General features: G+C 64.3%; 15 protein-coding genes. 1 reads left to right on the forward strand and 14 read right to left on the reverse strand.

Features of this window, described 5'->3' with window-relative positions; all coding sequences use genetic code 11:
• Positions 1–26 precede the first annotated feature (26 nt).
• The 14 genes from NCS03_RS19365 to NCS03_RS19430 all read right to left on the reverse strand — a co-directional run bounded on the left by NCS03_RS19365 (position 27) and on the right by NCS03_RS19430 (position 15,855).
• Entirely contained in the window at positions 27–2,126 is a 2,100-nt protein-coding gene (locus NCS03_RS19365; RefSeq protein ID WP_008354431.1) for an ABC transporter permease subunit, read from the reverse strand.
• A 10-nt stretch (positions 2,127–2,136) separates the two neighbouring features.
• Positions 2,137–3,648 carry a sugar ABC transporter ATP-binding protein gene (locus tag NCS03_RS19370; protein WP_250529608.1) on the reverse strand — a complete coding sequence of 504 codons (1,512 nt, stop codon included), beginning with the start codon at positions 3,646–3,648 and terminating at the stop codon, positions 2,137–2,139.
• 9 nt (positions 3,649–3,657) lie between these two features.
• Complete coding sequence (locus NCS03_RS19375; protein ID WP_008354427.1) at positions 3,658–4,785, reverse strand: sugar ABC transporter substrate-binding protein; 1,128 nt, start codon at positions 4,783–4,785, stop codon at positions 3,658–3,660.
• Positions 4,786–4,825: 40 nt separating this feature from the next.
• A complete protein-coding gene (locus NCS03_RS19380; RefSeq protein ID WP_008354426.1) occupies positions 4,826–5,599 on the reverse strand; it encodes an N-acyl homoserine lactonase family protein in 774 nt (257 codons plus the stop codon).
• Positions 5,600–5,613: 14 nt separating this feature from the next.
• On the reverse strand, positions 5,614–6,546 hold the full coding sequence (gene kce / locus NCS03_RS19385; protein WP_008354425.1) for a 3,5-dioxohexanoate:acetyl-CoA acetone transferase: 933 nt from the start codon (positions 6,544–6,546) through the stop codon (positions 5,614–5,616).
• Between the two features lie 15 nt (positions 6,547–6,561).
• Positions 6,562–7,368: an SDR family oxidoreductase gene (locus NCS03_RS19390; RefSeq protein ID WP_008354424.1), complete on the reverse strand. Its 807-nt coding sequence runs from the start codon at positions 7,366–7,368 to the stop codon at positions 6,562–6,564.
• Positions 7,369–7,394: 26 nt separating this feature from the next.
• A complete protein-coding gene (locus NCS03_RS19395) occupies positions 7,395–8,048 on the reverse strand; it encodes a GntR family transcriptional regulator (RefSeq protein ID WP_175982872.1) in 654 nt (217 codons plus the stop codon).
• Positions 8,049–8,246: 198 nt separating this feature from the next.
• On the reverse strand, positions 8,247–9,263 hold the full coding sequence (locus NCS03_RS19400; RefSeq protein ID WP_250529609.1) for a glycosyltransferase family 2 protein: 1,017 nt from the start codon (positions 9,261–9,263) through the stop codon (positions 8,247–8,249).
• Positions 9,264–9,364: 101 nt separating this feature from the next.
• Positions 9,365–11,284, reverse strand: a complete 1,920-nt coding sequence (locus NCS03_RS19405; protein ID WP_250529610.1) for a hybrid sensor histidine kinase/response regulator — start codon at positions 11,282–11,284, stop codon at positions 9,365–9,367.
• Positions 11,281–13,005, reverse strand: a complete 1,725-nt coding sequence (locus NCS03_RS19410; RefSeq protein ID WP_250529611.1) for an ATP-binding response regulator — start codon at positions 13,003–13,005, stop codon at positions 11,281–11,283. Before NCS03_RS19410 ends, NCS03_RS19405 begins: the two co-directional genes overlap by 4 nt.
• Positions 13,002–14,069, reverse strand: coding sequence for an ATP-binding SpoIIE family protein phosphatase (locus tag NCS03_RS19415; RefSeq protein WP_008354419.1), 1,068 nt, complete (start codon positions 14,067–14,069; stop codon positions 13,002–13,004). Before NCS03_RS19415 ends, NCS03_RS19410 begins: the two co-directional genes overlap by 4 nt.
• Positions 14,054–14,494 (reverse strand): anti-sigma regulatory factor, encoded by a 441-nt coding sequence (locus tag NCS03_RS19420; protein ID WP_008354418.1) that lies wholly within the window; start codon positions 14,492–14,494, stop codon positions 14,054–14,056. The genes NCS03_RS19415 and NCS03_RS19420 overlap by 16 nt, the downstream gene beginning before the upstream one ends.
• A gap of 21 nt (positions 14,495–14,515) precedes the next feature.
• Entirely contained in the window at positions 14,516–14,875 is a 360-nt protein-coding gene (locus NCS03_RS19425) for an STAS domain-containing protein (RefSeq protein ID WP_008354417.1), read from the reverse strand.
• Between the two features lie 62 nt (positions 14,876–14,937).
• Positions 14,938–15,855 carry an STAS domain-containing protein gene (locus tag NCS03_RS19430; protein ID WP_008354416.1) on the reverse strand — a complete coding sequence of 306 codons (918 nt, stop codon included), beginning with the start codon at positions 15,853–15,855 and terminating at the stop codon, positions 14,938–14,940.
• A gap of 383 nt (positions 15,856–16,238) precedes the next feature.
• On the opposite strand from NCS03_RS19430, the gene NCS03_RS19435 reads away from it, so the two are divergent.
• Positions 16,239–17,609 carry a nucleobase:cation symporter-2 family protein gene (locus tag NCS03_RS19435; RefSeq protein ID WP_250529612.1) on the forward strand — a complete coding sequence of 457 codons (1,371 nt, stop codon included), beginning with the start codon at positions 16,239–16,241 and terminating at the stop codon, positions 17,607–17,609.
• The last annotated feature ends 359 nt before the right edge of the window (positions 17,610–17,968 follow it).

The following is a 17,968-nucleotide window of genomic DNA, read 5'->3' on the forward strand; positions in this document are numbered from 1 at the left end:
TGCATCTGGTCCTCGTTCGAGTTGGTTTAGCCCTTCTTGTCCCGCAGCGTGATGACAGCCGCCAGCACGACGAGTCCGTTGATGATGTCGCGCACCGCGGGCGGCACCGTGGTTCCCGCAAGCAACGTCCCGAGCGCCGTAAGCAGCAGCGCGCCGCCGAACACGCCGAGATAGTGCCCGCGTCCACCGGTAATCAATGCGCCGCCGACGACAACCACTGCAATCGACGGCAGCAGATACGGATCGCCCATGCCGAGAAAAGCTTGCGAGCTGAACCCCGCGAGCAACAGGCCGACGATCGCGGAGCACAGACCCGACAGGCAATACACGGCGATGAGCGTCGTGCCCACGCGCACGCCCGACAGCTTCGCCGCGACCGGCGAATTGCCGACCGCATACACGCGCCGCCCAAACGGCGTGCGATGCAGGAGCAGCAACGCGATGACGAGAAACACCGGCACGCTCCACGCCGCGATCGACAGCGGACCGAAGCGTCCGTTGGTGAATTCGCTGATCGTCGACGGCGACCATCCTTGTGGCGAGCCATTGCAATAGATCAGCGTGAGGCCTTGCAGCAAACCGTTCGCCGCAAGCGTGACGACGATCGGCGGCAAGCCGAGCATCACGACGCCCACGCCATTGAACACGCCGACGAGCAGGCCGACCAGCAGCACCATCGGCACCGCCCACGCGGCCGCGCCGTTCACGCCGTGCGTGAGTCCGGTCAGCAACACGCCCGACAGCGTGATGAGCCAGGGCATCGACAAGTCGAGTCCGCCCGTCAGGATCACCGCGCCCTGGCCGAGGCCGAGTATCGCGAGAAACAAGGTCAGCGTGAGCAGGCTGCTATAGAAGTTCGCGCTGACGAGCACGCCCGGCCCATAGACAAAGCCCGTGATGACGACCACCGCGAAGAACAGCAGATAAGCCGGCACCACATACTTGACCCATTCGCGATTGCGCTCGATCCAGTCGGCGATCGGTCGTCCCTTCAGCTCCGTGTTTTCAACCGGACGATAATCGTCGACTTCGAACGCAACGCGCCGCGCATGCTTGTCGTCGCGTGCGCGCGTGCCCGTTCGCACCGCCTTGAGCCACTGCGCCGCGTGACGCGCGCATTCATGCGCCGCCGATTGCTTGCCGATCGACGAACCGAGCACCGCGAGAATCAGGATCACCGCTTCGGCTATCGTCGTGAAGAACGCCGATACGTTCAGCACGAGCAGAATGTTCACGGTGATCATCAGCGTCATTGCTGCGAACACGGTGCCGACGCAGCCGCCACGTCCGCCGCCGAGCAACGTGCCGCCGAGCACGACGGCCGTGAACATCGAGAGCAGCAGCGGACGGCCGACGAGCGGATCGGCCGAGCCCGTCTGTGCCGATACATACAGACCCGCCGCCGCGTAGAACATGCCAGCGAGCGCATACGTCGCGATGCGGTAGCGCGTGACCGGCATGCCGTTCGCATACGCGCCGTCGGCATCGCTGCCTAACGCGTACAGACCCACGCCGTAACGCGTGCGCTTGATGAACGACCAGATCAACAGCGCAAGAATCAGCAAGCCCGCCGACATCGGCATCTTGTCGGGGATGAGATCGGCGGTGAGCACCGCGCCGAACTGATCGCCGACGCTGCCGCCCGGCTTGTTCTGAATCAGCAGCGTCAAGCCTTGCACCATGAACATCGTCGCCAGCGTGACGACGATCGATTGCAAGCGAAACCATGCGATCAGCGCGCCGTTGACGAGGCCGATGCCGCCGCCGATCGCCAGAATCAGCGCGGCGCCGCCCCATTGTTCGACGGGCGATCCTTGCACGAAGCGCACGGCAAGCACGTTCGCGAGCGACACGACCGCCGAGGCCGACAGATCGAATCCGCCCGACAGCACGACGATGGTCTGCCCGATCGCCGCGAGCGCGAGTGTAGTTGCGCTCGAAATTACCGATCCGATGTCGTAGAGCCCGACAGGTGTCGCGGACAGCGAAACCCATCCGGCGAGCATCGCAAGCAACGCACTGATCGCGATGATGAGCCCGCGATGATGATCGATGCGCGCGCCAAATCCCACGCGCGCGCCCGGCCGCACGACCTCGCTTTCGGGCGACGCAACGGCTATCTTCATGAGCAACCTCTCAACTGGAAAGCATCTTGCGCATCACGTTTTCTTCGGTCAGCGCGTCGCCGCTCAACTCGCCGGCGTTGCGTCCGCGATACATCACCGACACGCGGTCGCACACGTTGACGAGCTCGGGCACGTCCGTCGAATAGAAGAGCACGGAGCCACCCGCCGCGGCGAATGCACGCATCAGCACGAAGATCTGATGCTTGGTGCCGACGTCGATGCCGCGCGTCGGATCGAACATGAGCCACACGCGGCTTTGCGTGAGCAGCCACTTGGCCATCGCGATCTTCTGCTGATTGCCACCGGAGAACGACAGACACGGCTTGTACAGCGCGCGCGGATTCACCTCCATCTGCGCAAGCGAGCGACGAATCGCGGCCTGCTCGCGCTTGCGATCGATGAGGCCGAAGCGCGCATAGCGGCCGATCACGGGAAGCGACACATTCTCGCCGCCGGGCAAGCGCAGGAACAGGCCTTCGGTCTTGCGGTCTTCGGGCAGAAAGCTCGTCGATACGCCGGCCTTCAGCGAATCCGCCGTCGATGTCAGCGTCACCGGTTTGCCGTCGATGCGAATCTCGCCATCGTCGATGTAAGTGGCACCGAACAGCGCCTCGAACAGCTCGCGTTGCCCCATGCCCTGCAGCGCTGCGATGCCGTGCACTTCGCCCGGCTTCACGGCGAGATCGAAATCGGCGACGACGCCATCGACGCGAACGTTGCGCGTCTCGATCGCCGGCGTCGCGTCGCGTTGTACCGTCGTGATCTTAGGCGGATACTTCGCCTCCATCGAACGCCCGATGACGAGTCTAATTACTTCGTCATCCGATATATCCGCAGCGTCGAACGCGCCCACATCTCGGCCATTGCGATACACCGTGAGGCTGTCGCAGAACTCGCGCACTTCCTGCATGCGATGCGAGATGAACACGAAAGTCACGCCGCTCGCCTTCAGTTCGTCGATGCGCCGTGAGAGCCACGCGACATCGCGTCCCGACAGCGCGGACGTCGGTTCGTCGAGCAACAGCACTTTCGGCTTGCGCACGATGGCCTTCGCAATCTCGATCTTCTGCCGCACCGGCAACGAAAGATCGCGAATATAAGCGCCGGGACGCACATCGGACAGTTCGAGCCTGTCGAGCCATTCCGCTGCTTGCCGCTGCGCGTCGCGCTTTCTGATGCTCCCGAGAAAACCCGTCGGCTCGTACGACATCAATAGGTTCTGCGCGACCGTGAGATCGCGCACGAGCGTCATCTCCTGAAACGCCGTCTGCACGCCCGCGCGATGCGCGTCCTTCGGGCTCTTCATCGTCACGTCGCTGCCCATTACGCGGATGCTGCCCGCATCCGGCTGCATCAATCCGGACAGCAGCTTGACCGTGGTGGACTTTCCGGCGCCGTTCTCGCCGAGCAGCGCATGCACCGCGCCGCGCTTCACCGAGAACGACGCGCCATCGAGCGCGACGGTCGCGCCGAAGCGCTTCGTCACCTTCGACAGATCGATCGCCAATGATGCGTCGTTCATCGCGCCGCCTCAGTCCTGATTGCCCGTCAAGGCCGCATTGAAGCCGACTTCCTTCGTCTCTTCGGAGTAGATGTCCGCGAACCAGCCCGGCGGCACCTTGTCCGGCGGGAACGCGGTGCAGCCCGCCTTCAGTTCGTCGATGCTGCCCGTCTTGCACAGCTTCGATTCCGAGGTCAGCACAAGCGGCAGCTTGAGCGTCACGCGCGCCGGAAAGTCGCCGCCGTCGAGCTTCTTCACGGCCATCTTGAGCGCCATCGCGCCCGAGTACGGAGGCGCGCCGTAAGAGATCGAGCGATAGCCGATCGAGCGATAACCGCCCTGTCCCTTCACTTCGCCCGGCGGCAGCATCTGCACGCGATGGCCGTTAGACGATTCGCCCGCGCACGGCTTGATCTTGTCGTCGGCAATGCCCGCTTCGAGCTGCATCGACGCCGCCGTGAAGCAGCCGACCTGCATCCACAGGCCGTCGATCTTGTCCCAGCTGTTCGTCGCGAGAATCTTCGAAAGCTCGGTCTTCGCGGTCGCCTGACTCCACATGCCCGTTCCTTCCGCGACGATCTTGATGTCCGGATACTTCGCGAACACGGCCTTCGCCGCCTCGGTGCGCGCGCGATCGACCGACGTGCCCGGCACGCCCGTGATCATCACGACATTGCCCTTGCCGTTGATGGTCTTCGCGAGCCATTCCGCGGTGACGGTGCCCGCCTGATGCTGATCGATCGTCACGTTATGCGCGCACGGCTCGGTGACTTCTCCGTCATACGCCGCGACGACGACGCCCTTCGAGCACGCGTTCTTGATCGCGCGATTGAGCGCCGTCGGCGAGATCGGATAGATGACGATGGCCTTCGCGCCTGCCTGCACCATCGAGTTGATCTGCTGAATCTGCTTTTGCGCATCGGTGCCCGCGACCTGCACTTCGAGATCGACCTTGTCTTTCAGCCCCGGCGTATTGGCCATCGCCTTGACCATGTTCGCGGCTTCGGTTTGCCAGTCGTTGCCGACATAGCTCATCGACAAAAAGATCTTGTATTTGCCGGCCGCGTGCGCCGTGCCCGATACGGCGAGCGCCGCCGCGAACGCGAGGCCGAGCGCTGCCCGTCCCGCATGACGAATCGACTGCGTCAATGCTTTCATGTCTTCCTCCGGTATTCGTATGGTTATGAAGCGGGCGCTTCTAACTTCGGATGTGCGGCAGACGAGCGCTCGCGGGCAGAGCGATGCCCGCGCTGCCGGGCACGACATTCGGGTCGTGTCCGGGTATGACGAAATCGGCGATCTGACGGATGCGCGACAACGAGCCGATCTCCGCCAGCGTTTCATGCACGATGCCCACTGGAACGAGATCGACGATGTTCTCCATGCAGTTCGCGCAATCGCCGGCGATCAGCACGACACCTTCTTCCGTGTCGACCGCAACGGACTGATGCCCCGGCGTATGACCCGGCGTCGGCACGACGCGCACGCCGGGCACGATATCGGTCACGCCGTTCACGAACTGCCAGCGAAAATACGCGAGCGGCTCGCGGCCGATCAGAAACTCCTGGTAATACGTGGCCTGCGTCGGCAGCGGATGACCCGCGTATTCCCACTCGGCCGCCTGCACGATGAAGCGCGCATTCTTGAAAAGCGTGTTGCCGCCGGAATGGTCGTAATGCAGATGCGTGTTGATGACGATATCGACCTCGTCCGCGCTCCAGCCGACATACTCCTTCAACGCGCGTTCGAGCTTTTCCTCCGGCGCCTGATCGCATGGGCACACGAAGTTCGACACCCAGCCTGGATCGTGTATGCCCGTATCGACGACGATCTTCTTCTGCGCGCCGACAATCGCCGTCGACCATACGGGCACCTTCATCTGCTGGCCGAAGTAGCGGCCATACACTTGCGATGAGCGATCGACGGTGAGCCAGCCCGTCGGCATCGCGACTACCTTCAGCTTCGTGCTCACGATGCCCTCCGCTATCAGAAGTTGGTATCGCTCGCGCCTTTGAGCTTGAGCATCTCGCGTGCTTCGGCGGGCGTCGCGATATCGAGGGACAGTCCTTCGATCACCTGGCGAATCTTCTTCACCTGCGCCGCGCTCGATTCGGCGAGCTTGCCCGGCTCGATCCACAACGAGTCTTCGAGGCCGACACGCACGTTCGATCCCTGCGCGACGCCCATCGAGCCGAGCGGAATCTGATGACGTCCCGCGCCGAGAATCGACCATACATAGTCGTCGCCGAAGAGACGATCCGCCGTGCGCTTCATATGCGCCAGATCTTCGGGATGCGGCCCGATGCCACCGAGCAAGCCAAAAACGCTCTGCACGAAGAACGGCGGCTTGACGAGCCCGCGATCGACGAAGTGCGCGAGGTTGTACAGGTGCGAGATGTCGTAGCACTCATGCTCGAAGCGCGTACCGTTATCGCTGCACGACGTGAGGATGTATTCGATATCCGCGAACGTGTTCTTGAACACGAGATCGCGGCTGTTTTCCAGATGCTTGCGCTCCCACTCGTACTTGAATTCCTTGAAGCGATCGAGCATCGGGTACAGGCCGAAGTTCATCGATCCCATGTTGAGCGACGCCACTTCCGGCTTGAAGTGATGCGCGGGCTTCAATCGCTCCGCGACGGTCATGTGCGGGCTGCCGCCCGTCGTGATGTTGATGACCGCATCGGTTTCCGCCTTGATGCGCGGCAGAAACTCCTGAAACACGGCGGGATCCTGCGTCGGATGACCATCGTTCGGGTCGCGTGCATGCAGGTGCAGAATGGCGGCGCCTTCCTTTGCAGCCGCGAGCGCGGCATCGCCGATCTGCTGCGGCGTGAGCGGAAGATACGGCGACATCGAAGGCGTATGGATCGCGCCCGTCGGCGCGCAGGTGATGATGACCTTGCGTTTCGTTGCCATGTGCTCCTCGTTCTATTAAAGGACTTCGACGTTGCCGCAGACGGAGATCGCCTGTCCCGAGATGCCGCTGCCCGCGGGCGAGCACAGGAAGAGCGCCGTGGCCGCGACTTCCTCGGGCGTCGTCATGCGGCGCAGCGAAATCTTCGCGAGATATTGCTTCTCCATCTCTTCATAGGAGACGTTCAGTTGCTTCGCGCGCGCCGCGATCACGCGCTCGATGCGCGGCCCTTTCACGATGCCCGGCTGGATCGCATTGACGCGAATGTTCGACGGCCCGAGCTCGATAGCCAGGCTCTTCGTCATGCCGACGACGGCCCACTTCGTCGCGGCATAAGGCGTGCGAAACGCGTAGCCGAGCCGTCCCGCCACCGACGACAGCGCGATGATCGCCCCGCCGCCATTCGCGTTGCGCAAGAGCGGCACCGCGCGGCGCGCGAAGTAGAACTGCGCGTTCAGATTCACATCGACGGTCTGTTCCCATTCGTTCGCATCGAGCTCGTCGATGCCGCCCGTCGGCCCCGCGATGCCCGCGTTGTTCACGAGCACATCGAGTCCGCCGAGCTCGCGTTCCACATCGACGAATACGCGCTCGACCGCTTCCTTGTCCGCTACGTCCGCGAGCGTCGACGTGATCGCATTGCACTCCGCGCTCGCTTCGGCTTTCGCCAATGCGTCGATTGCTTCGGGACTCGCATCGCAGACGTGCACGCGCGCGCCTGCATCGATGAACGCGCGCGCTATCACGAGCCCGATGCCCGATGCGCCGCCCGTGATGAGCACGCGCAATCCCGCGTGCGGTTTCAGCATCTGAAGAACCGTCATCCATGTCTCCGTTGTTGTTATGCGTGTCAGGCGCTTGCCTTGTTGCTCAGTTCGCCGCTTTGCAAACGCTCTTGCAGATCGGCGGCCGCATCGCCGATGTCTTCCTCGATGCCGGCGCGCGCGCCTTCGCCATCGCCGCGCCAGAGCGCTTCGACGATATGACGATGCGCCGCCATCGAACGGCGCATATGCGGAATGTCGGGCGCGACGAGATTCAGGAACGGGCCGATGCGCATCCAGAGGTTCTGGATGGTCGCGAGCGTGAGATCGCTCGCGCCGTGCGTGTAAATGGCGATATGAAATTCGAAGTTGCTGCGCAGATACGCGGGTACGTCGCCCGCTTCGACGTGTGCGTCCATCGTGTCGAAGATGGCCTGCAGCGCGTCGAGATGCGCGCGTGTCATGCGCGACGCCGCGCGTTTGGCGACCGCGCCTTCCAGTGCGATGCGAACGTCCCGCAACTCATCGAGGAGTTCGAGCGTCATCGGCGGAACCATCAGCGCGCGGCCGGGACCGTCGATCAATGCGCCTTCCGCCTGCAAGCGCGTGAGCGCGGCGCGCACGGGCATGGTCGACGAGCCGACCGCTTCCGCGACGCTGCGCAAGCTGAGCAACTGCCCAGGCGCGAAGCGGCCCGTCATGATCGCCTGCCTCAATTGCGCATAAACGCGACCGGCCATGGTTTCGCGTGCAACTAATTCGAGCGCGGGTAAGTCCGTCGTCGAGCGTGTCGCCAACTTTTGCCTCCGTTCTTTCGTTCGGCTGCTGCGATGCTTTCGATTGGTGTGACCTGTGATCACACTTGCAAGGCTAAAGTGTCGGACGCGCGAGCACGCGAGTCAACCTTGAATTGCTAGGTGAAAACGCGGAGCGACGCCTCAGACCGCTTCGTGCGAAAGACGGGCCGCATCGAGCGCGACGCCGATGGCCGGAGCGGCCAACACGCGGATTGCCTGAAAATGGGACGCATCGAATGCGCCTCGAAAGAAGTCGACCACCGCGACGAAGCGCCTGACGATGAGATCATGAAGCACGGACACGTCTTGCCCGAAGTCCTTCGCGTCGGCAGCAATGAGTCTGTCGACCGCGCGCACGACGGCGAGCAATTCGTCGGTGCCGACTTCCAGGCCGAACCACATGCCAACGATGAGATCGATGTCGCGCGGATCGAGGCTCGGGTACCAGAGCGCCAAAAGACGTTTGCGGAGGCCTTTCATCGCCGGGCCCGCCAGATCTTCCCGGCTTCTGGTGAAACTGGTGCGGTGCGACCTGACCTCGACGAGGACTTCATCGACATTGCCGATCTCGCCGCCGGCCACCATGATCGCGACGAGATAGTTCAGGTCTTCGGCGCTCGCCATCTGCACGTCGAACCGGATGCGATGCTCGCGGACGAACGAACGGCGCACCATGAGCATTGCGCCGCCGATGGTGTTGAAGCCTTCGAAAAGCCGGGCCTTCAGAGCGCCGTCGCCGAGCGTGCAAAGCCCATAAGTGTCGTTCGCAATACCATCGCCGAACAAGCGCGCATGGCCGCCGCAAGCGGCAAGGCGCGCGCACTCGCGGAAAGCGGCGACTTGCGCGGCGAGCCTCGTCGGCAGCGCCCGGTCGTCCGAGTCGATGCGCGCGATGAACTCGCCGCGCGCCGCGTCGAAACCCGCATTCGAAGCGGCGCTGATGCCCTCGTTCCGGCCGAAGCGTATGAGGCGCACGCGGCTGTCGTCGCCCGCTGCCTGCTGCGCGACGGCGAACGTCTGATCGATCGAGCCATCGTCCACGACGATGAGCTCCCAGTCTTCGAGCGTTTGAGCGCGAATCGAAGCGATTGCTTCGCCGATGAAGGCCTGCGCGTTGAACGCGGGCATGACGACGGTGACGAGCGGTGAGGATGTCATGGGAACCGGAATCCGTTCTGATTTGTTCCCGGCGGAGTGTGCCGCAATCGGCGCGCGATTACGCCATTTCCATCGGCAATTCAGATTTTTCGGCTCCGCCCTCAGGCGAACTTTCCCGACACCGCCCTTTGAATCTCCGCGAACGCCACCGGCTTCACGAGATGATGATCGAAGCCCGCTTCCTTCGAGCGCTGACGATCATGCGCCTGCCCGTATCCCGTCACGGCGATCAGCAAGGCATCGGCGGTTGCGGGACGCGCGCGCATCTCGGCCGCGAGCCGGTAACCGTCCATGCCCGGCAAGCCGATATCGAGCAGCACGATCTGCGGCATGAAGGTGTCGGAGACCGCGAGCGCTTCGGTTGCCTCGTGCGCCGTGCGAACGTCGAAGCCGTCGGCTTCGAGCAGCAGCGCCATCGCGGTGGCCGCGTCGACGCTGTCATCGACGAGCAGCACGCGCTTGCCCGCGTTGACGGTCGCGGGCGTTGCCGGCGCGCCTTGCGTGGCCACTTGCGCATCCTTCGCGAGCGGCAGCCACACGACGAACTCGCTGCCCGCCTGCGCCCCCGCCGAGAATGCTTCGATGCGTCCGCCCTGCAATTCGACGAGCGTCTTCGCCAGCGGCAAGCCGATGCCGAGCCCGCCCTCCGATCGTTCGAGCGATGTCTCCGATTGCACGAACAGATCGAAGATGTGCGGCAGCATGTCGGACGCGATGCCGATGCCCTTGTCGCGCACGACGATACGCACCTCATCGCCGAACTGTTCCGTTTCGATGGCGATCTCGCCTTCCTCGACGCTGTACTTCGACGCATTCGACAGCAGATTGCCGAACACCTGCGCGAGCCGCACGCTGTCGCCGACGATGTAGAGCGGCGCATCCGGCAGCTTCACCGTCAACGCGTGCCGCTTTCGTTCGAGCGCGGGCTGCACGGTCTCGATGGCCGCCGCGAGCGCCGCCGCGAGATCGACCGTTTCCTGGCGCAGCGTGATCTTGCCCTGCGTGATGCGCGCAACGTCGAGCAGATCGTCGACGAGCCGGCTCAAATGCCGCACCTGTCTGTCGATGATCGCCCGCACCGTCGCGAAGTGCTGCACGGACGGCTCGCGGTCCGGATCGAGCAGATCGACCGCATTGCGGATCGGCGCGAGCGGATTGCGCAATTCATGCGCCAGCATCGCGAGAAACTCGTCCTTGCGGCGGTCCGCTTCGCGCAACAGCAGCTCGGCGGCCTTGCGCTCGGAGATATCGTTGACGATGCCCGCGATGCGATACGGCCGCGCCGGATGACCCGCCGCGCCGTGAACCGGAAACGCGCGCTCCGCGACCCAGCGCGGCCCGCCGCTCGCGCGCACGATGCGATATTCGACCTGATACGGCGTGCCGTTCGCGAGCAGTTGCCGATACGCCTCGGCGACATGATCGCGATCGAGGGGAAGAATGTCGCCGGACCAGTGATCGGGGCCAGGCAGGGGCGCGGGCGCGCCGCCGCCGGTATCGAAGAGATGCGCGTAAGCGGGGCTCACATAGAGCAGTTCGTTGGATGCCGGATCGAGCATCCAGAACACGTCGTCGATATTCCCGGCAAGCTGGCGAAAGCGCTCCTCGCTCTCGCGCAGCGCATTTTCCGCGAGCCGCACGCGCAGCAACGCGCGCACATGCGCGATCAGTTCCGCGGGTTCGACAGGCTCGGTCAAATAGCTATCCGCGCCGCCTTCGAGACCGCGAATGCGATCGAGGCTATGCACGGCCGCCGCCGATGTCTGCAGCACGAGCGTGCCCGACGTCTCCGGCGATGCCTTGATCTGCCTGCACACTTCGAGCCCGTTGATGTCGGGCAGCTTCACGTCGAGCAGCACGAGATCGGGCGCTTCGGCGCGCACGCGTTCGAGCGCGGCCGTGCCCGTCGGCGCTTCGATCACGTTGAAGCCCGCGCGCGACAGGATGCGCGTTTTCGCATAGCGCGCGCCGTCGTTGTCGTCGACGTTGAGGATCAGCACCTCGTTCCAGTCGCTTCTCATGATGCTCGTCCCTCGCCCGTCACCGCATCCAGCACGCCCGGCAGCTCGCCACGGCCCGCCGGCTTTTCAACGAACGCGGTCGCGCCCAGCGCCCGCGCTTCATTGCGATCCTCGTCCTCGCCGAGCACCACGATCGGAATGCTGCGCGTCGCGGCCTGCGCGCGCAACGCGGCGAGCCAGATCCACGCTTCCGACGGCGCGGGCCGCACGGCGAGCAGCAACGCGGCGGGCTGCGTGCGCGCGAGCAGGCGGCTCGCTTCGTCGAGCGTCGCGGCGCTCATCGGGCGATACGGCGAAGCGCGCAGCGCGGCCTCGCAGTCGAGCCGCTCGATCGGATTGCTCGCGACGATCAGCACGGCGGGCCGCGTATCGCTCGCGGCGTGATGCGCGGCGTCGACGTCCGCGCCGTAATGCGCGGGAATCGTCGCGCTGAAAGTCGAGCCGCGCCCGGGTTCGCTCGCGAGCGACACATCGCCGCCGAGCAGCTTGCACAGCTTGCGGCACAGCGGCAGGCCGAGGCCCGTACCCTTCACGTATTGCTGAAGGCGGTTTTCGACTTGCCCGAACTCTTCGAAGACGACCTGCTGATGCTCCGGCGCGATGCCGATGCCCGTATCGCTGACGGAAAACGTGATGAGCCGGCGCGCGTCGTCATAGCTCGCCGCGACGCGCACTTCGCCGCGCTCGGTGAACTTGAGCGCATTCGATACGAAGTTGCGCAGCACCTGCGCGACCTTGGCTTCATCGGTATGAATGGGCGGCAGGCCTTCGCACGATTCGAACACGAGTTCCACCGCGCCGCCCGGCGACAGCGGCCGCAACATGCCGCGCAGCGCCGAAAACAGGGTATCGACTTCGAATTCAGCGGGACGCACTTCGATCTTGCCCGCTTCGATCTTCGCGAGATCGAGCAGATCGTCGACCGTTTCCGACAAATCCTCCGCCGCCTTGCGGATGAAGCGCACCTGCTTTTCCTGCTCTTCCGTCAGATCGCCGTCGATACGTTCGAGCAAGAGTTTCGAGAGCGCGCGGATCGACGACAGCGGCGTGCGGAACTCGTGGCTCATGTTCGACAGAAAGCGCGATTTCGATTCGTCCGCGCGGCGCAGATGATCGGCGCGCGCATCCAGCTCCGCATAAAGCGCGACGACGCCGCGATTGGTGTCCTCGAGTTCGCGCGTAAGACGCGTGAGCTCCTCCTGACGTTCGCGCAGATCCGCGAGCGCGGCGATCAGCTCGCGATTCTGGCGCTGCAATTCCGCGGCCGTGTCTTCGCTCGGCTGACGCTCGAGTGCGTTCTTCACCGCCTGCGCATCGCACGGCACGCCATCGGGTAAAGCCTTCGCGAGCGAGATCGAGGTGTCGCCATCGGCTTCGTCGGCGATCGCGCATTGATCCATCAGACGTTGCGCCGCGAGCAGGCCGAGCGCGGCTTGCGAGTCGTCGTGGCGCATGGCGCGCAGACGCTCGCCCGCACCGCCGCCCGCCAGAAAACGCACGACGAAGCGCGGCGGGCGCGCGGCGTTATCGACGAGAAATTCCGCGCGCGCCGCCTGCCCCGCGATCAGCACGGTGCGCGCGGCTTCGAGCACGGACGTGGAAATGCGCGTCTGATCCTGCGGCGAGAAGCCGAGCGCCGCGCTCGCATCGCGCGCCTTCACGCGGACCGCGACGATATCGCGCTCGTGATCGATCCGCATCGAGTAGAGCGGTTGCGTCATCCTGCGCTCCCGGCCGCGCGGGCCACGAACACGGTGATGTCGTCGCGGCCGCGCGCGAAGTCGCGATACAGCACCGCCGCGACGAGCGCCGGGTGCCGCATCGCGAGGCCCGGATAGCGCGCGAGATCCCAGCGCGACGTGAGCCCGTCCGAATGCAGCACGACGAGCGCGTTCGGCGGATACGGCACGTCGAAGATCTGCGCGCGCCGCGCCGCATGCCCGACGATGCCGCTGTGCGAGACGAGATGCTTGTGCGTGCCTTCGGTCCACACGCTCGCCGAAATATTGCCGATGCCCGCGAAGCTCACCGCCATGCCCGGCATCGAGGCGAACGCCGGCATGCGCGCGATGCCGACCGCCGCGCCGCGCGTCGGGCGCAGCGCCTCGTTGGCGGCCTCCATGATGCGATCGAGCGCCTGGTCGCCGTTCGCGGCGAGCGCTTTGGCCGCCTCGATCGCCGCGACATTGGCGAGCGGTCCGTGACCGAGGCCATCGGCGACGAGCACGGTGAATTCGCCGTCATGCGCGTAGACGGACCATGCATCGCCGGATACGGTTTCGGTTTGCAGCGGCAGGTTCACGACGCCGTATGTCAGTTGCGGCGCACGCGTGTTCGCCGCGCCCGGCGCGTTCCAGAACACGGCGCGCAACACCGTGCCGCGTTGCGGCGCGCTCCAGATGTCGAGTTCGTCGGAAAGACGCTCGATCGCGCCCATGCCGTTGCCGGGACTGCCCGCCGTCGTGTAGCCGTCCTCGAAACAGCGATGCAGATCGTAAATGCCCGGCCCGTTGTCGATGCACAGCACTTCGATGCCGTAGCGCAAAGTCGCGCCGGCGCCCCTGTCGACGAGCGGACGCACGAGCAATTCGCCGCGCTGTGCATGCTTCAGCAAATTCGTGCCGCATTCGGTGACGACGATCGCGAGCTCGCCCGCGGCCGTCTCGTTGAAACCGAGCCCGCGCGCGAGTTCGCCGATAGAACGCCGCGCATAGGCGATCTGGCTCGCCTCGGCGATCTCGTAGCGCTGCTGCGCGGCCATCGATTCCTTCAGAACGGTTTCCATTTTGTGATCGAGACGTGCGTGCCTTCGCCCGGCGCGGAGCGGATGTCGAATTCGTCGCACAGACGTTTGGCGCCGCCAAGCCCGAGCCCGAGGCCGCTGCCCGACGTGAATCCGTCGGAGAGCGCGCGCGGAATATCCGGAATGCCCGGACCATTGTCGACGAATTCGAGCTTGAGGCCACGGCGGCCGTTACGCTCGACGAGATAGCAATGCACGTCGCCGCCGCCGCCGTAGATGAGCGTGTTGCGTGCCAGCTCGCTCGCCGCCGTCACGAACTTCGTCTGGTCGATGAGAGACAGGCCCTGCGAGACCGCCTTCTCGCGCACGAACTGGCGCAGCCGCACGATCTGCTCGTCGTTGCGGATCGGCAGCGTGTCGGGCGGCGACGAGGACGTCGGCGCGGCTGTGGAATTGAAGATCGTCATGGAGTCGTGTGCATGCGGCCGTCAGGCCGTGCCGCCCTTCGAAAGGAGCGCCATGCCCTTCTCCACGTTCAGCGCCGTGCGTACGCCCGAAAGCGTGAGGCCGAGTTCGACGAGCGTGATCGCGACCGAAGGCTGCATGCCGACGACGACCGTCTCGGCATCGAGCACGCGCGCCATGGCGGCCGTGTTGCCGATCATGCGTCCGATGAACGAATCGACCACGTCGAGCGAGGAAATGTCGATCAGGACGCCGCGCGCGCCGTCTTTCACGATGCGGCTCGTCAGATCGTCCTGCAGCGCGAGCGCGAGCCGGTCGTGCATGTCGACCTGAATGGTGACGAGCAGGAGCCTGCCCATCGTGAGAATCGGAATGCGTTCCATCGCTTGAAACCCCGTTCAGTCGCGTTGCGTTCGATGCGTGCTTCGAATGGCGAAAGGCTCCGTCATTCCGCTTGCAGCGAATCGAAGCCGTCGCTTGCGCGGCTGCCGCGCGAGGCGTCCTGCGCGGATCCGGCCGTCACCGACTTGCCCGTGCGCTGCAGCGCGACGACGAACGCCGACGCGAGCGTCGCCTTGGTCGTGACGTTCGTGAGATTCACGCCGAGATGAACGATGGTCTGCGCGATCTGCGGACGAATACCGCTGATGATGCAGTCCGCGCCCATCAGACGCGCCGCCGCGACCGTCTTCAGCAAGTGCTGCGCGACGAGCGTATCGACGGTCGGCACGCCGGTGATGTCGATGATCGAAATGGCCGCGCCCGTCTCGACGATCTTCTGCAGCAGGTTTTCCATCACGACTTGCGTGCGCGCGGAATCGAGCGTGCCGATGAGAGGCAGCGCGAGAATGCCGTCCCACAACTGCACGACGGGCGTCGACAGTTCGAGCAGTTCCTGCTGCTGGCGCACGATGACCTGCTCGCGGCTCGCCTGGAACACTTCGGTCGTGAAGAGCCCGAGCTCGTCGAAGAGCGTGCTGATCGTCCAGGTGAGATCGGCGAGCGCGGGGGCATCGTTGACGAGCGTGTCGCGCAGGCGGGCGAAGAGCGGCTGCTTGAGCGAAAACACGAACATCGCGGTCTCGACGGGCGTGAAGCCCTGACGCGCACGCTGCGCCGACATTTCCGCGAGAAACGCGCGCACTTCCTGCCATGCGGACGATTTGAAATCGACGCGTTCGGAGGCGCCGAGCGCCGTCACGAGAAGCGACGTGAACTGGCTGAACTGATTGCGCAGTTCCGCCTCGCCGACGAGGCCGCGCCGCGCCGCGATGGCGTGCTGCTGCGCGAACCATTCCGCGAGCAATTGCTCCTGGTTGCTGGTGAACAGTTGGGCAAGCCGCGTTCCGCCGACCATTTCCATGCCGAGATCCCCGTGCGAATGATGTTATTGGGCGCCAAGCCCTGGAAGCTGGATTGTTGCATCGCCGCGAAAGCTATCGAAATAAAGCAACGCGAAGCGCTCGGAATGTAGCACGCCATCCCAAAAATCGACAGTGCGACAAGCCTTGCGGCACAAGGGATTCGAGGATTTCTTCCGTTTGTTGCGATGCGCGCTGCGCCGAATCGGCAAATGCTGCCGTGTGCGCGCGATCGCATGGACAATATCGGTCAAATATCCTGAACAAAGTCAAGCGCGCGTGCGATGCCATGTATAGCGGCCCGAATATTTTTTCGGCCGTCGCGCGGTGCAATACTCGGGCGACCCACTCAACGTCATAGACATTCGAGCTTGCCGGAGCGCACATGGCCCAAACGATTCATCCCGTCGACGAAGTGCTGCCCATCGGTCAGATGCTCGCGGTCGGCATTCAGCACGTACTCGTGATGTACGCGGGCGCGATCGCGGTGCCGCTCATCATCGGCGCGGCGCTGAAGCTGCCGAAGGAGCAGGTCGCGTTTCTGATCAGCTCGGACCTCTTCGCGTGCGGAGTCGTCACGCTGGTGCAGTGCATCGGCGTATGGAAATTCGGCATCCGCCTGCCGGTCATCATGGGCGTGAGCTTCGCGCCGGTCGGGCCGATGGTCGCGATGGCATCATCCGGTGCGGGCCTGCCGGCGATCTTCGGCGCGACCATCGCGGCGGGCGTGTTCGCGGTCCTGATCGCGCCGTTCTTCGGACGGCTGATGCGCTTCTTTCCGCCGATCGTCACGGGCACGATCATTCTGACGATCGGCATGACGCTCTTTCCCGTCGCGATCAACTGGGCGGGCGGCGGACGCGGCGCACCGAATTTCGGCGAGCCGCGCAATCTGATGATCGCGGGCATCGTGCTGCTCGCGATTCTGCTCATCAACAAGTATCTGAAGGGCTTCGTCGCGAATATTTCGGTGTTGCTCGGCATGGCGATCGGCTTCGTGATCGCGTTGCCGCTCGGCTTCGTCGATTTCGCGGGCGTCGGTCAAGCCGCGTGGTTCGCGCCGGTGCGGCCGTTCGCGTTCGGCATGCCGGTCTTCGATGTCGCGGCGATCGCCTCGCTGTGTCTCGTGATGGTCGTCATCATGGTGGAATCGCTCGGTATGTTCCTCGCGCTCGGCGATCTCGCGATGCGCCCCGTTTCGCGCATCGATGCGACGCGCGGACTGCGCACCGATGGTCTCGGCACGGTGATCGGCGGCATCTTCAATACGTTTCCGCATTCGTCGTTTTCGCAGAACATCGGGCTCGTGGGCATTACGGGCGTCAAAAGCCGCTGGGTGGTCGCGGTGTCGGGCGTGATCCTGATCCTGCTCGGGCTGCTGCCGAAGCTCTCGAATCTGATTGCTTCGATACCGGTGGTCGTGCTCGGCGGCGCGGGCATCGCGATGTTCGGCATGGTCGCGGCGACCGGCGTGAAGATCCTGAGCAAGGTCGATTTCGATAGCAAGAACAACTTGCTCATCATCGCGATCAGTCTGGGCGTGGGCGTGATTCCGCTTGCCGCGCCGACGTTCTTCGCGCACATGCCGGCGTGGGCGGGGCCGCTGACGCATAGCGGAATCACGCTCGCCGCGGCGTTCGCGATTCTGCTCAACGCGCTGTTCAATCGCGAGCGGGAAGCGGAGGACGTGGAGAAGGAGATCGCTGCGGAGATGCCTTTGAGCTTGCGGCAGGGGGATGTGGATGTGCGGGAGTGAGCGAGTTGCCGGAGATCTGGCCGCTGGCGCCACGCAAGCGGCCTGCAATCGCTCGCGCGCAACCGCGCCCTACCTAACCGCAAGGGCTTTGGGCCGGGATGAATTCGACCAGAACCTGGAAGCGCTCCGAATCGGGGACATTTGGAACGGTAGGCCAAATCTCATAGTCGACCTCGATACGCCTCTCTTCGACGCCGAGCGCACGAAGATAGCTAACGACGGATTCAACGCGCTTTTTTGTGACCGCCGTTCCGTCTCGTCGCCCTTTTCAAAATTGCCCATAGAGAACAACAATGCCAGTCCGCGCGACGCTGTTGTTAGCGTCGACGAGCGTGCGCGCCAGATCAACTCGATGGCGA

The organism is Caballeronia sp. ATUFL_F1_KS4A, assembly GCF_023630905.1.
GTDB lineage: Bacteria > Pseudomonadota > Gammaproteobacteria > Burkholderiales > Burkholderiaceae > Caballeronia > Caballeronia zhejiangensis.

Excerpts from the sequence above, each read along its gene's own strand:
- NCS03_RS19365 (WP_008354431.1), bottom strand. The coding sequence starts at position 2,126 with ATGAAGATAGCCGTTGCGTCGCCCGAAAGCGAGGTCGTGCGGCCGGGC.
- NCS03_RS19370 (WP_250529608.1), bottom strand. The coding sequence starts at position 3,648 with ATGAACGACGCATCATTGGCGATCGATCTGTCGAAGGTGACGAAGCGC.
- NCS03_RS19375 (WP_008354427.1), bottom strand. The coding sequence starts at position 4,785 with ATGAAAGCATTGACGCAGTCGATTCGTCATGCGGGACGGGCAGCGCTC.
- kce (WP_008354425.1), bottom strand. The coding sequence starts at position 6,546 with ATGGCAACGAAACGCAAGGTCATCATCACCTGCGCGCCGACGGGCGCG.
- NCS03_RS19390 (WP_008354424.1), bottom strand. The coding sequence starts at position 7,368 with ATGACGGTTCTTCAGATGCTGAAACCGCACGCGGGATTGCGCGTGCTC.
- NCS03_RS19395 (WP_175982872.1), bottom strand. The coding sequence starts at position 8,048 with ATGGCCGGTCGCGTTTATGCGCAATTGAGGCAGGCGATCATGACGGGC.
- NCS03_RS19400 (WP_250529609.1), bottom strand. The coding sequence starts at position 9,263 with ATGACATCCTCACCGCTCGTCACCGTCGTCATGCCCGCGTTCAACGCG.
- NCS03_RS19405 (WP_250529610.1), bottom strand. The coding sequence starts at position 11,284 with ATGAGAAGCGACTGGAACGAGGTGCTGATCCTCAACGTCGACGACAAC.
- NCS03_RS19410 (WP_250529611.1), bottom strand. The coding sequence starts at position 13,005 with ATGACGCAACCGCTCTACTCGATGCGGATCGATCACGAGCGCGATATC.
- NCS03_RS19415 (WP_008354419.1), bottom strand. The coding sequence starts at position 14,069 with ATGGAAACCGTTCTGAAGGAATCGATGGCCGCGCAGCAGCGCTACGAG.
- NCS03_RS19420 (WP_008354418.1), bottom strand. The coding sequence starts at position 14,494 with ATGACGATCTTCAATTCCACAGCCGCGCCGACGTCCTCGTCGCCGCCC.
- NCS03_RS19425 (WP_008354417.1), bottom strand. The coding sequence starts at position 14,875 with ATGGAACGCATTCCGATTCTCACGATGGGCAGGCTCCTGCTCGTCACC.
- NCS03_RS19430 (WP_008354416.1), bottom strand. The coding sequence starts at position 15,855 with ATGGAAATGGTCGGCGGAACGCGGCTTGCCCAACTGTTCACCAGCAAC.
- NCS03_RS19435 (WP_250529612.1), top strand. The coding sequence starts at position 16,239 with ATGGCCCAAACGATTCATCCCGTCGACGAAGTGCTGCCCATCGGTCAG.